This is a genomic window from Collinsella sp. SGI.241 (genome assembly GCF_050312955.1).
In the GTDB taxonomy this organism is placed as follows: Bacteria; Actinomycetota; Coriobacteriia; order Coriobacteriales; family Coriobacteriaceae; genus Collinsella.
Genome location: NZ_JBNPKM010000006.1, coordinates 51,772 through 64,979 on the forward strand (window position 1 = coordinate 51,772; position 13,208 = coordinate 64,979).

At 58.5% G+C, this 13,208-nt stretch carries 11 protein-coding genes; all 11 read left to right on the forward strand.

The window, feature by feature from the left end; translation table 11 throughout:
* The first annotated feature begins 484 nt into the window (after positions 1 to 484).
* The 11 genes from ileS to ACQQ92_RS04160 all read left to right on the forward strand — a co-directional run bounded on the left by ileS (position 485) and on the right by ACQQ92_RS04160 (position 13,087).
* Positions 485 to 3,262 (forward strand): isoleucine--tRNA ligase, encoded by a 2,778-nt coding sequence (gene ileS, locus ACQQ92_RS04110; RefSeq protein WP_427795898.1) that lies wholly within the window; start codon positions 485 to 487, stop codon positions 3,260 to 3,262.
* Between the two features lie 403 nt (positions 3,263 to 3,665).
* On the forward strand, positions 3,666 to 4,247 hold the full coding sequence (gene lspA, locus ACQQ92_RS04115) for a signal peptidase II (protein ID WP_427795859.1): 582 nt from the start codon (positions 3,666 to 3,668) through the stop codon (positions 4,245 to 4,247).
* Positions 4,247 to 5,260, forward strand: a complete 1,014-nt coding sequence (locus ACQQ92_RS04120; protein WP_427795860.1) for an RluA family pseudouridine synthase — start codon at positions 4,247 to 4,249, stop codon at positions 5,258 to 5,260. Before lspA ends, ACQQ92_RS04120 begins: the two co-directional genes overlap by 1 nt.
* Before the next feature lie 82 nt (positions 5,261 to 5,342).
* Positions 5,343 to 6,638, forward strand: coding sequence for a glycosyltransferase family 2 protein (locus ACQQ92_RS04125; protein WP_154515488.1), 1,296 nt, complete (start codon positions 5,343 to 5,345; stop codon positions 6,636 to 6,638).
* A 77-nt stretch (positions 6,639 to 6,715) separates the two neighbouring features.
* Positions 6,716 to 7,138: a prepilin peptidase gene (locus ACQQ92_RS04130; RefSeq protein WP_427795861.1), complete on the forward strand. Its 423-nt coding sequence runs from the start codon at positions 6,716 to 6,718 to the stop codon at positions 7,136 to 7,138.
* Between the two features lie 31 nt (positions 7,139 to 7,169).
* Positions 7,170 to 8,417 carry a deoxyguanosinetriphosphate triphosphohydrolase family protein gene (locus ACQQ92_RS04135; RefSeq protein WP_427795862.1) on the forward strand — a complete coding sequence of 416 codons (1,248 nt, stop codon included), beginning with the start codon at positions 7,170 to 7,172 and terminating at the stop codon, positions 8,415 to 8,417.
* Positions 8,418 to 8,477: 60 nt separating this feature from the next.
* On the forward strand, positions 8,478 to 9,827 hold the full coding sequence (locus ACQQ92_RS04140; protein ID WP_427795863.1) for a replication-associated recombination protein A: 1,350 nt from the start codon (positions 8,478 to 8,480) through the stop codon (positions 9,825 to 9,827).
* 100 nt (positions 9,828 to 9,927) lie between these two features.
* The gene (locus tag ACQQ92_RS04145; RefSeq protein WP_427795864.1) at positions 9,928 to 10,518 is read left to right on the forward strand and encodes a hypothetical protein; all 591 of its coding nucleotides are present in this window, start codon (positions 9,928 to 9,930) and stop codon (positions 10,516 to 10,518) included.
* Positions 10,511 to 10,888: an ATP-binding protein gene (locus ACQQ92_RS04150; protein WP_154515503.1), complete on the forward strand. Its 378-nt coding sequence runs from the start codon at positions 10,511 to 10,513 to the stop codon at positions 10,886 to 10,888. Before ACQQ92_RS04145 ends, ACQQ92_RS04150 begins: the two co-directional genes overlap by 8 nt.
* Position 10,889: 1 nt before the next feature.
* Entirely contained in the window at positions 10,890 to 11,681 is a 792-nt protein-coding gene (locus ACQQ92_RS04155; protein WP_427717298.1) for an RNA polymerase sigma factor SigF, read from the forward strand.
* Complete coding sequence (locus tag ACQQ92_RS04160; RefSeq protein ID WP_427795865.1) at positions 11,678 to 13,087, forward strand: AI-2E family transporter; 1,410 nt, start codon at positions 11,678 to 11,680, stop codon at positions 13,085 to 13,087. Before ACQQ92_RS04155 ends, ACQQ92_RS04160 begins: the two co-directional genes overlap by 4 nt.
* Positions 13,088 to 13,208 lie beyond the last annotated feature (121 nt).

The window sequence follows — 13,208 nt, forward strand, 5'->3', positions numbered from 1 at the left end:
GCTTTCAGGTATTTTGCTCCTAGAGAAGGTCCACAGCCGCGAGAAATTTCGAACGTATAAAACCAGTGTTGAGGGTTTTTCGTCGGCGCGGAACGTGCTAGCATACTCCGCATAAGCGTTGATGGGGACGAGTAGTCGGCCGTCCGCATGCTACAGAGAGCGGGGAGCGCTGAGAACCCGTGCATGCGACCGATGAAAATCACCCCGGAGCTGCGGTCCCAACGGACGTGCCGCGCAGGCACGTCTTAGTAGATATCGCCGAGATGGTCGTCGATACAGGCCAGCCGAGTAACGGATGCGAGCGCGCGGCGACGCGGGCGAGGGCATCTAAGCTGGGTGGTTAAGCGAAGAGCTTTTACGGGCAGACTGCCTGTCTTGTGGCGCTTCGTCCCAGCTTGCAGGGACGGGCGCTTTTTTGGTGCCCAGAGGGCGTGCGCGCCCATGACAAGAAAGGGGTACCGTGGCAAACGAGTACAAGCAGACGATGAATCTGCCCAAGACCGGTTTTCCCATGCGTGCCGGTCTTTCCAAGTCCGAGCCCAAGCGACTCAAGGACTGGCAGGACAACAACGTCTACGAGCAAGTTCTAAAGAAGAACAAGGGTCACAAGAAGTTCGTGCTGCACGACGGCCCTCCGTATGCCAACGGCCCGATCCACATCGGCCACGCCATGAACAAGATCTCTAAGGACATGATCAATCGTTACTGGATGATGCAGGGCTATGAGGTTCCCTATGTCCCCGGTTGGGACTGCCACGGTCAGCCGATTGAGCACAAGGTCGAGGAGAAGCTCGGCACCGAGAAGTTCAACCAGACCTCCACGGCTAAGATCCGCGAGCTTTGCAATAAGTTTGCTGTCGAGAACATCGAGCTGCAGAAGGCCGGCTTCCGTCGCCTGGGTGTGCTTGGCGACTGGGACAACCCGTATCTGACGCTCTATCACCAGCATGACGCCGCCGACATCGAGGTCTTCAAGGCCATGTTCGACAAGGGCATGATCTATCGCGGTCATAAGCCCGTCCACTGGTGCAAGCACTGCCACACCGCGCTGGCCGAGGCCGAGATCGAGTACTCCGACGAGACGAGCCCGTCCATCTTCGTGCGCTTTGAGATGACCACTAAGCCTGCCGGTCTCGAGAACTTCGACGGCCCGGTTGACTTCATCATCTGGACGACCACGCCGTGGACCATCCCCTCCGACCAGGCCGTTTCCCTTAAGCCCGGCGCCGCCTATGTTGCCGTTGAGCACGATGGCCGTGCCGAGGTCATGCTCGAGGACCTGGCTCCCAAGTGCTGTGAGGAGTTTGGCTGGGAGTACACCCCGGTCATGGTCGACGGTAAGCCCTATGTGGTTCCCGCTGAGACCTTCCACCACATCCACTACAAGCAGCCGATCTTTGACGGTGTCGAGGGCGTGGCGCTGCTGGCCGATTACGTCGGTGTCGATGACGGTACCGGTATCGTCCACAACTCGCCCGGCCATGGCGTTGACGACTACTTCGCCTGCCTCAAGGAGGGCATCACCGATATCTGCATGCCGGTCGATGACGACGGTAAGTTCTACACCGGCGAGGAGTTTGGTACCGGTGGCCCCTTCAGCGGTATGGATACCGACGAGGCCAATCCGCACATCATCGAGTTCCTGCGCGAGCGCGGCACCCTGGTCCTCGAGAAGAAGATCACGCACAGCTATCCGCACTGCTGGCGCTGCAAGCACCCGGTGCTCTTCCGTGCTACCGACCAGTGGTTTGTCTCGATGGACAAGACCGGTTTGCGCGAGCAGGCTGGCAAAGAGATCCGCGAGAACGTCAAGTGGTATCCGGCCCACGCGGCCAACCGCATCGGTGCCATGGTCGAGCAGCGTCCCGACTGGTGCATCAGCCGTCAGCGCAACTGGGGCGTGCCTATCCCCAGCTACACCTGCGCCGACTGCGGCGAGAAGGTCATGAACGACGCCACGCTCGACGCCGTCATCAAGCTCTTCCACGAGAAGGGCTCCGACGCCTGGTTCACCGACGCTCCCGAGAGCTACCTGGGCGAGGCTTGCGCCTGCCCCAAGTGCGGCGGCCATCACCTCAAGGCCGATAAGGACATCCTCGACGTGTGGTGGGACTCCGGCGTGTCCTGGAAGGCCGTCTGCGAGTATCGCCCCGAGCTTGAGTACCCGGCGGATGTGTACCTCGAGGGCTCCGACCAGCACCGCGGCTGGTTCCAGAGCTCGTTGCTCACCTCGGTGGGTGCCAACGGCCACGCTCCGTACAAGGCGGTCGTCTCGCAGGGCTTCACGCTCGATGGCCAGGGCCGCAAGATGTCCAAGTCGCTCGGCAACGTCATCGACCCCAACAAGGTCTGCGACGAGATGGGCGCCGATATCATCCGCCTGTGGGTCGCCTCGGTCGATACCAGCTCCGACGTCTCCATCGACCACGAGATCCTTGCTCGTACGTCCGATGCCTACCGTCGTTTCCGCAACACGCTGCGCTTCCTGCTCTCCGAGCTCGAGGGTCAGTTTGAGCCCGAGACCGACGGCGTCGCCTTTGCCGACCTGCTGCCGCTCGACAAGCTCATGGTTGCCCGTCTGACCCAGGTCCAGGCCGAGGTCGACGACGCCTACGCCAGCTACGAGTTCCCGCGCGCCTACCGTGCGCTCTACGACTTTGTGGTTACCGAGCTTTCCAACGTGTACCTCGACGCCCTGAAGGACCGTCTGTACTGCGACAAGCCCGGCTCGCTCGAGCGCCGCAGCGCCCAGACCGTGCTCGCTGAGCTCTTCTCGATGCTCATGCGCGACCTGCAGCCGATCCTGTCCTACACGGTCGACGAGGCCATGGCCTATGCGCCCGCCGGCTGCGTCGATCACCAGAAGTACGCCGCGCTGCTCGATTGGTACAAGTCGCCCATCACGGTCGACGAGGCCAATGAGTTCGAGGGCGTGCTCGAGGCCTCGCTCGAGCTCCGTAGCGCTGTGACCAAGGCCCTTGAGGATGCCCGCTCCGCCGGCACCTTCACCAAGAGCCAGCAGGTCCGCGTCAAGGCGGTCGTTCCCGCCGAGATGTATGCGCTGCTGACCGGCGACAAGGCCGTCGATCTGGCCGAGTTCTACATCGTCTCCGATGTTGAGCTAACCCAGGGCGAGGAGCTTTCCGTCGCTATTGAGGCCGCCGAGGGCGAGTGCTGCGACCGTTGCTGGAACTATCGCACCACCGTCGGCGAGTACAACGGTCACGCGCATATCTGCGAGCGCTGCGCGAATGCCTTGTAGTTACGCGGTTTTACCAAACCGCGTAACAGGTTGACGCTGCAAACCCGCCAGAGCGGCAATCTGCCTTTCAGCTTCGGCGGCATGACCAGAAGGTCTATGCCGCTTCGCTTCAAGGCACCTTGCTCGCTCTGGCGGGTTTTCGCTATCGGTAGTCTTTTTGGGACGGGGCTTTTTTAGCTGCCCTACCTCAAATAAGGACTTAATCTTCGAAAGCGCTGGACTGGGTAGCTAAAAAAGCCCCGTCCCAAAAAGACTGCCCGGTGAAGGGACAAGGGGACAGCCCCTTTGTCGCATTGGTGGATATGTCGTGCGTTCTGCGTATGGCAATATAAGATGGTTATTTGCGTTAAATGGAATTCGATTGTTTTGAGGGTAGGGGATTGATTTGGGTCGTGGTGCGGATATGACGCCGCCTTTGCGTTGGCGGTTGGGTGTTGCTGGTGGGGTGACGCTCTTTGTGTTGCTTGTTGACCAGCTGACCAAGCTTGCGGTTCGTGCCGTGGGCGATACCCTGCATATGACTGTTATCCCCGGCGTGATCGATTTTGTGTTTGTCCGCAATATCGGAGCTGCCTTTAGCATGGGCGAGGGCCATGGCATAGCGTTTGCCGTGCTGGCGCTTGCGGCCATTGCCGCCATTGCCGTGTACTTGCTCCGTGCTCCTCAGCTCGCTCGCCTAGAGGTCGTGGGTATGGCCATGGTTGCGGGCGGCGCCATCGGCAACGCGATTGATCGCCTGGCCATGGGCTTTGTGACTGATTTTATTGCCACTACCTTCATTGATTTCCCCGTCTTTAACGTGGCCGATATCGGCATTACCGCCGGTGTCGTTCTGGCGCTCATCGGATACATGTTCTTGAGTCCCGCCGCTCGCGAGGTCGATGCGACCGCCGAGCTCAACGCCCGTGACGAGGCCCGCGCCAAACGTAAAGCTAAGCAGCGTGGGGAGCGTGCCCGCAAGATTCGCGAAAGGAATGAGCGCTAATGGCCGACATCCATATTCTCGTTGCCGACGATTGCGCCGGTCAACGTCTCGACGCCTATCTGGGCGCCAACGATGGCTGTCCCACGCGCTCTGCCTGCGCGCATCTGATCGAGGGAGGCGCCGTTGCCGTCAACGGCGAGACCTGCCTGTCTAAAAAGTATGCCGTACACTCCGGTGACCGCATCTCGGTCGACCTGCCCGAGCCGCATGACCCGACCGACGTGATCCCCGAGGCCATCCCGCTCGACATTCGCTATGAGGACGACTATCTCATGGTGCTCTCCAAGCAGCGCGGCCTGGTGTGCCATCCTGCGCATGGTCATGAGAGCGGCACCCTTGCGAATGCCTTGGTCTATCACTGCGGCATCGACCATCTGGGTACCGTGCAGGGCGAGGACCGCCCCGGCATCGTGCATCGTCTGGATCGCGATACCTCGGGCCTTATGCTCGCGGCTAAAGACGACGACACCCAGCGTGCGCTTCAAAATCTCATCCGCACGCGCACGCTCGACCGTCGCTACATTACGCTCGTTCATGGGCACATCGCCATGGACGAGGGCACTATCAACACCGGTATTGCCCGATCGACGCGTGACCGCGTGAAGATGGCGGTTTCCGATGACCCCTTTGCGCGCCAGGCCATCACGACCTTTAAGGTCCTTGAGCGCTTTGATTCCACGCGTTTCGACGACGGCTACACGCTTGTCGAGTGTCACTTGTTTACCGGCCGCACGCATCAGATTCGCGTTCACATGCGCCATATCAACCACGCCTGCGTGGGCGATCCACTTTATGGCAAGTGCGATGCTCGTGCCGATCAGGGTTTGACCAGGCAGTTCCTGCATTCCTGGCGTGTGGCGTTCGATCATCCCGTGACGGGGGAGCACATCGAGTGCCGTGACGAGCTGCCATGGGATCTTGCGGCGGTTCTGGATGATCTGGCCCCGCGTTCGCTCGGCCGCACTGCCGCTGGCAACGAAATCGTCCCTCAGCTCGGTCTGCTCGAGGCCTAGCCAGTATTAGGTGGTTTCTTGAACTCCGTAAGCCTGCGGTAAGATATACGGTTGTTTACGTCACGCGTTCCTGGGAGCCTGCATGCTCGCCTTTTTACAAACCAACACACCTATCGTGATCTTCAACCAGATTGTCGTCACGCTGCTTACGGTCTGCTTTCTGTACCAGGTGGTCTTCTTTGTCATCGGCGCTCTTCGTGGTGAGGTCGCGCCTCCCAAGGCCAAGAAGCTCCATCGTTATGCCTTCTTTATCGCGGCGCATAACGAGGAGGCCGTGATCGCCAACCTCGTGCGCTCCATTAAGGACCAAGATTATCCGTCCGAGCTTATCGAGGTCTTCGTGGTCGCCGATGCCTGCACCGACAACACGGCGCAGCTCGCGCGCGAGGCGGGCGCCGTCGTCTATGAGCGCAATGACTTGGCCCGTAAAGGCAAGAGCTGGGTCATGGACTATGGCTTCGACCGCATCCTTAACGAGTATCCCGATACGTTTGAAGGCTACTTTATCTTCGATGCCGATAACGTTATCGCCCGCGATTACGTGTCCAAGATGAACGATGCTTTTGACCAGGGCTTCCATGTTGTTACGAGCTATCGCAATTCCAAGAACTTTGGCAGCTCGTGGATCTCGGCAGCTAATGCCACGTGGTATCTGCGCGAGGCACGCTTTCTCAACAACGCGCGCAACATCTGTAAGACGTCTTGCGCCGTTTCGGGTTCGGGCTACCTCATCTCCGCCAGCGTTATCGAGGGTATGCACGGCTGGCAGTTCCACACGCTGACCGAGGATATTCAGTTCACCACGTTCTGTGCCATTCACGGCATTCGCATTGGCTATGCGCCGGCGGAGTTCTTTGACGAACAGCCCGTGACGTTTAAGGCATCCTGGAAACAGCGTATGCGTTGGACCAAGGGCTTCTACCAGGTGTTCTTTACGTACGGTAAGCACCTGGTCAAATCGACCTTCCGCTATCATCGCTTTGCCGCCTACGACATGTTTATGACGATCGCACCGGGCATGCTGCTCTCTCTGATCTCGATGCTCGCTAATGCGACGTTCCTCATCGTGGGCGGCCTTTCGCACGGTTTCTTGGCTACCGAAGTCGAGATGCAGGCGTGTGCCGCTTCGCTCATTATGACCTTCGCTATGATGTATCAGACTTTCTTTATCCTGGCGCTGCTCACGACTATCTTTGAATACAAGCATATTCACTGCGCGCAAAAGTGGCGTCTGGTAACCAACCTGTTTACCTTCCCGATCTTTATGTTCAGCTATATCCCCATTACGGTGGCAGCGCTGTTCTTGAAGGTCGACTGGGTGCCGACGCAGCACGCCGTAAGCGTTACCCTCGACGAGGTCATGCAGGGCGCCAAATAACCACCATCAAAACCACCACAAAGGGGATAGAACCTTTGCGGTGGTTTTACGTTTGAGCGCTCAGTTGAGGGGTTTCGATGTTCTATATCCCGTTTTGGATTTGCATCTTTGCCGGCGCGGTGATTGATACCCGCGAGCGGCGGTTTCCCAATGAGCTTGCCGGCGCGTGTGCGGTGGCGGCGTTTGCAGGCGTCTGGCTCGACAAGGGCGTTAACATGGCGCTTGACCACGCCGGTCTTGCGGTCATCGTCTACCTTGCCCTTGTGCTTACTGAGTCACTCTGGCGTCGCCTTCGCCATGCCCCCGGCATTGGCATGGGGGATGCCAAGGCGCTCTTTGCCCTTTGCACCTTCGATCCCCTGGGCGGCGTCGTCGCGTTTGCGGTTGCGCTCCTGACCCTTGCCGCCGCCTGTCTCATCGTAAAATCGCGCTCGCTGCCTTTGCTGCCGTTTTTGGTGCCAATATTTGCCATAATCGAGTTCGTGGGTAGTACGCTGTAACCGTTTGCGCGCCCTTTTTAAGGAGCATGCCATGGCAATCAATCAACAGACAGCCGCCATCAAGGCGCGCCTGGATCGCATTCCCGCGGCGTTGTCGCCCGAGCTGGTCGAGCGCATTGCCGCCGACCGCGCCTCGGGTGTCGTTAATCCCTATCGATGCGGTGACGACCAGGCCATCCGCCGTGTCGATCGGTCCGCAGACGAGGGCACGCTTATGCGTCCGGCCTTTATGCGCGATATCGAAAAGATTCTGCATCTGCCAGCATACACACGTTATGCAGGCAAAACGCAGGTCTTCAGTTTTCGCAGCAACGATGATCTGTCGCGCCGCGGCCTGCACGTGCAGCTTGTCTCGCGCATCGCTCGCGATATCGGGCGTGCTCTGGGGCTCAACTGCGATCTGATCGAGGCGATTGGCTTAGGCCACGACTTGGGCCACACGCCCTTTGGCCATGCCGGTGAGCGTTTCCTCAACGATATCTATCACGAGCGCACGGGTCGCTATTTTTTCCATAATGTGCAGTCGGTCCGCGTGCTCGACGCGCTGTACGGCCGCAACGTGTCGCTCCAGACGCTCGATGGCGTACTGTGCCACAACGGCGAGTACGAACAGCGTGTTTTTGAGCTTTCGGACATGGGTTCCTTTGACCAGTTCGACCGAACCGTCGAGGAATGCATTGCCACGGGTTATAGCGCAATTGAGCACCTGCGCCCCATGACGCTCGAGGGCTGCGTGGTTCGCATCTCGGATATCCTTGCCTACGTTGGGCGCGATCGGCAAGACGCCATTGCGGCGGGCCTGCTGTCACCCGACGCCTTTGACGATGACCTGGGCGGTGCATATAACAGCTGGATCCTTACGCATGCCTCTATCGATATCGTCGAGCATAGCTATGGCAAGCCTCGCATCGAGATGAGCGAGGACCTGTTTGAGGAAATCCGCCGGGCCAAGCGCGAGAACTACGAGAAGATCTATAGCAAGGGCGGCATAGAAGGCGACTCCGAAGTGGAGCTGCGCGAGGCCTTCGAAAAGCTCTATGACCGTTGCCTTCGGGATATAAACGAAGGCGACGAGTCCTCGTATATCTTTAAGCACCACATTTCTCGCATTGAGCAGCAGCTTTCCTACTACGATCGCACCTATGCATGGCAGGACGATAAGGACCAGACGGTCGTGGATTACATTGCGAGCATGACGGACGGTTATTTTTGCGAGCTCACGAGCAAGCTGTTCCCGGGATTGATGTTTCCGCACCGTACCTATATTAACGAACGGTAGTTCGTATATATTCGGTATACTGTTCATGGAAAACGTTTTTGATTGATGCACGGGATGGCTATGGACGACCTTTTTTCTGCTTCGACGCGTGAGCGTTCCTTTCAGAATGCGCCGCTTGCGGTGCGCATGCGGCCCAATTCGCTCGACGAGTACGTGGGCCAGCAAAAGGCCGTCGGTAAGGGCTCGTGGTTGCGTGCCGCGATTGAGCATGACGTGCTGTCGAGTGTGATTCTGTATGGGCCGGCCGGTACGGGCAAGACGACGCTGGCCCACATTATCGCCAACCATACCAAGAGCGAGTTTGTCGAGGTCAGCGCCGTGACGGGCACTGTGAAGGACCTGCGCCGCGTGATTGACGAGGCCAAGACGCGCCTGAATACGTACGACCGTCGCACCATTCTTTTCATCGACGAGATTCACCGCTTCTCCAAGTCGCAGCAGGATGCCCTGCTGCATGCGGTTGAGAACCGTACCGTCATTATGATTGGCGCCACGACGGAGAATCCGTACTTCGAGGTCAACTCGGCGTTGCTCTCGCGCGGTCGCGTGGTGGAACTTGAACATTTAAAGGACGAGGATATCGCCACGCTTATCGAGCGTGCGCTCGAGGCGCCGCAGGGTTTGAACGGCAAGTTCTCGGCCGATGAGGATACGGTTAAGACCATCTGCACGCTGGCTGCGGGTGACGCTCGCTCGGCACTCACGACGCTCGAGCTTGCGAGCGAGATTGCCGTCACTCGTCCCGATACCGAGGGAACGCCAGCGCCGGCGGCGGGGGAGCGTTATCCCATTACCGTGGATGACGTAAAGATTGCCAATCCGCGCCGTGGTTTTTCGTATGACAAAAACGGCGACATGCACTACGACATCATCAGCGCGTTTATTAAGTCTATGCGCGGCAGCGACCCCGATGCCACAATCTATTGGCTCGCGCGCATGATCGATGCGGGGGAGGACCCTAAGTTTATCGCTCGCCGTATTATGATTCAGGCTTCTGAGGATGTTGGCAATGCCGACCCGCAGGCGCTATTGGTGGCGCATGCCGCGTTTAAGTCTGCCGAGGTCATCGGTTATCCCGAGTGCCGCATTAATCTGGCTCAGGCTGCACTCTATGTGTGCTTGGCGCCAAAATCCAACGCGTGTGAGGCCTCGATTGATGCGGCGTTGGCCGATATTCATTCAAGTGGGCTGCGCGAGGTGCCGAGCTATCTACGCGATCGTCATCGCCCGGGCAGTGACGAATACGGTGTGTATAAGTATCCGCATGATTATCCCGAAGGCTGGGTCGATCAACGCTATTTGCCCGAGGGGCTGGAGCGCGGTGCGTTTTGGCAGCCTGCCGGCCGCGGCTGGGAAGAGTGGCGTGTAGAGCAAAGCGAGCGCGACCGTAGCGGGAATGCACCGATGTAGCTGCTGGTAATTTTGTCTCACGTTGCTGCTTTTGGCATGTTCGGTCCCCTTTGGGGTACCATGAACAGCGTCTGTATTTCGATTCCTTCGGGAGGCTTGTATGAGTCCCATCCAAATCGCCCTGCTGCTGCTCGCCGTTGCCGGCGTGTGGGCTGTCATCGAGCTCGCGCTCACGCTGCGAAAGACCCGCACTGTCGTTGATTCGCTCGACAAGACGGTGAGCGACCTTAACAACACCATCGCCGAGGCTCAGCCCGTGGTAGCAAAGCTCGATGGCGCCGTCGATGAGCTCACCCCCGCGCTGGCGCAGGTAGAGCCGCTCCTCAAGTCGAGCAAGACCGCCGTCGACGCCCTTACCTCCAATCTCGTAGAGGTCGAAGCCGTGGTTCGCGACATTTCCGAGGTTACGGGCAGCATGGCCGAGGCCAGCAATGCCGTGTCGAGTGTGACCGACTCTGCGGCCGGTGCCGTTCAGAAACTCTTTAACAAGGTGAAGGCTCCCGCGGTCGACGCCGAGCATAATCTTTCCGTTGCCGCCGAAGCCGAGCAGCCGACCGAGCGTGTCCTGATTGGCGAAGCCGGGGACGATGCCGCTGCTGGTGACGATGATGCACAGAAGCCTGCTGCTAAAGCAGCCCGGTATTACACCTACACGCCCGCCGAGACCTCCGAGGAGTCCTGCGATGAGTAGTGAAGCAACTTGCTCTATCACGCTGACTGTTGCCGGGGATCCGCGTCTGGCACGCTTGGTGCGCATGACGGCGGCTAATGTCGGCGCGCTGTGTTCCATGTCCGTCGATCGCATCGAGGACATTCGTATGGCTGCCGAGGAGGCCTTCATCTTTGGCTGCACGGCCGTTGATTCTGACGTTATCTCGATCAAATTCGATGTCGACGAGTCTCACGTGGGCATGACCTTCACCTTTGGCGACCAGGCGACTGTCGATGAGGATGACCAGGCCGCCGTATATGCCGAGCTCATTCTGGCAAGCGTGTGCGATTCCTACGAAAAGACTGCGGCGCCTCTGACGCTTTCCCTCGATCTCAAGGCGGATATCTAATATGACCGAACGTTCCCGGAGCGGTAAGACCGCTTGGGACAAGGAGAAAACCCGCGAGCTGTTTCGTCGCTACAAAGAGACCGGTGATCCGGACGCCCGCGAGCAGCTCGTCATGTCCCATATGAACCTGGTAAGGTTTCTTGCCAACAAATTTAAGAATCGCGGCGAGCCGCTCGACGACCTCATGCAGGTCGGCTATCTGGGTTTGCTCAAGGCTATCGACCGATTTGACCCTGAGCGCGGACTTGAGTTCACCACGTTTGCCACGCCCACCATCCTGGGTGAGATCAAGCGTCACTTCCGCGACAAGGGTTGGAGTGTGCGCGTTCCGCGTCGCCTACAGGAGCTCTCTGCCAAGGTTAACCAGGCCACCGACAAGCTCACTAACGAGCTGCAGCGCTCGCCTAAGGTGGAGGAAATCGCTGAGTACCTAGACGTGACCGTTGACGAGGTGCTCGAGGCCATGGAATCGTCCTCGGCCTATACCTCGGTGCCCATCGAGGCCCCCGGTGCGTCCGATTCTGACGACGCGCCTTCAATTCTCGACCGTTACGCCGACGACGACAACGAGCTCGACTTTACCGATGACCGCCTGGTGATTGAGGAGGCCATCCGCGATTTCTCGCCGCGCGAGCGCGAGGTTATCGAGCTGCGTTTCGTAAAGGGCATGACCCAGATCGAGATCGCCAAGAAGCTGGGTATCTCGCAGGTGCAGGTCTCGCGCCTGCTGCGCCGTACCCTTAAGAAGGTTCAGGACAAGATCGACCCCGACGGAGTGATGGTTCGTTCATGAGTGAACACCCCCAACAAACCGATCGCGCGCTGCGCGATACCCGTATTCTGACGCTTCGCATTTGGGCCGTCGTCGGCTGCATTGTCATCGCCGCCGTCATCTTTAACCTTATGGGTATCTTGGCGCCGGTTATCGAGTTTCTAGCTGTTGGTTCCATCATCGCTTTTGTGATGTCGCCGATCACTAACTGGCTCGAGCGTCACGGCGTCAACCGTGGCGTTGGTTCGCTTATCGCGCTTATTGTGGTCGTTGCTGTGCTCGTCGGTGTCGTTTGTATCTTGTCGCCGATTCTCTTTGGCCAGATCATGGAAGTCCTGAGTCGCCTGCCTGAGCAGCTTCGTGTTGCGGGCGGTGATCTCAACGAGATGGTCTCGCATGCCAAGACGCTCAACAACACGCCGCTCAAAGAGTATCTGGACGATAATCTTTCTTCGCTGGTTACCGTGGCGTCCAAGTATGTATCTCAGATTGCCGCCGAGCTTGGTCGCGGTGTATTCCCGTTCATTACCAATACGGCCTCACAGCTGTTCGTCATCTTCCTCGGTCTGGTGCTTGCCTATTGGTTGGCCTGCGACTATCCCCGTATGCACCACGAGGTCTGCACCATCATTGGTCAGGAAAAGGAGACCTCGTACCGCTTTATGGTCGCGATTCTTTCGCGCTCGGTCGGCGGTTATATGCGCGGCATGGTCGTGACGTCCATCTGCGGTGGCATCCTCGCCTTTATCGGCTTTACGCTCATTGGCCATCCCTACGCGGCACTCATGGCCATCTTTACGGGCATTATGCACTTGGTCCCGGTTATTGGCCCCTGGGTGAGCGCGGCGATCGCCACGGTGCTCGGCTTTATGTTCAGCCCGATGCTGGCGTTATGGACCTTGGTCGTGACCATGGTGGCACAAAATGTCACCGACAACGTCATTTCGCCTAAGGTCATGCAGAGCTCGGTGCAGGTGCATCCCATCATGAGCCTGACGGCCCTCGTTATTGGTTCGGCACTCATGGGTCCCATCGGCATGGTCATCGCCATTCCGCTGTGCGCGGCCCTCAAGGGCATTTTCGTCTACTACTTTGAGAACGAGACCGGCCGTCAGCTCGTGGCATATGACGGCGCCGTGTTTAAGGGCACGCCCTATCGCGATACCGAGGGCAACCCGGTTGCCGCTTATGACGCGCTTGGAGACGATACGTTCATCTATGAGTCCGAGCTCATCGGTAACGAGACTGCGCCCGAGGCCCAGGCCATGCCCAGGCCCGAGCTCGATAACCCCTGGATCAAGCTCTCGGGCCTTCAGCCCGATGCTACGGGCTTTTTCAAGAATCCCTTCGCCAAAGACGACGATTCCAATATGGACGACGATACCAATACCGGCATCGACGGTTCCATGGACGATGATGAGCAGTAAGCCATTTCAAGTTCAAGTTCATAGGCAATAACGTGCAAATTCGCTGGAGGGTCGCTGTTTGGCGACCCACTTTTTTGCACTTGCGCGGTGGGATGGTAATATCGTTACGTTTGAACTGTTT

Bases quoted from the DNA above. Each gene is read 5' to 3' on its own strand.
- ileS (WP_427795898.1), top strand. From the start codon at position 485: ATGAATCTGCCCAAGACCGGTTTTCCCATGCGTGCCGGTCTTTCCAAG.
- lspA (WP_427795859.1), top strand. From the start codon at position 3,666: ATGACGCCGCCTTTGCGTTGGCGGTTGGGTGTTGCTGGTGGGGTGACG.
- ACQQ92_RS04120 (WP_427795860.1), top strand. From the start codon at position 4,247: ATGGCCGACATCCATATTCTCGTTGCCGACGATTGCGCCGGTCAACGT.
- ACQQ92_RS04125 (WP_154515488.1), top strand. From the start codon at position 5,343: ATGCTCGCCTTTTTACAAACCAACACACCTATCGTGATCTTCAACCAG.
- ACQQ92_RS04130 (WP_427795861.1), top strand. From the start codon at position 6,716: ATGTTCTATATCCCGTTTTGGATTTGCATCTTTGCCGGCGCGGTGATT.
- ACQQ92_RS04135 (WP_427795862.1), top strand. From the start codon at position 7,170: ATGGCAATCAATCAACAGACAGCCGCCATCAAGGCGCGCCTGGATCGC.
- ACQQ92_RS04140 (WP_427795863.1), top strand. From the start codon at position 8,478: ATGGACGACCTTTTTTCTGCTTCGACGCGTGAGCGTTCCTTTCAGAAT.
- ACQQ92_RS04145 (WP_427795864.1), top strand. From the start codon at position 9,928: ATGAGTCCCATCCAAATCGCCCTGCTGCTGCTCGCCGTTGCCGGCGTG.
- ACQQ92_RS04150 (WP_154515503.1), top strand. From the start codon at position 10,511: ATGAGTAGTGAAGCAACTTGCTCTATCACGCTGACTGTTGCCGGGGAT.
- ACQQ92_RS04155 (WP_427717298.1), top strand. From the start codon at position 10,890: ATGACCGAACGTTCCCGGAGCGGTAAGACCGCTTGGGACAAGGAGAAA.
- ACQQ92_RS04160 (WP_427795865.1), top strand. From the start codon at position 11,678: ATGAGTGAACACCCCCAACAAACCGATCGCGCGCTGCGCGATACCCGT.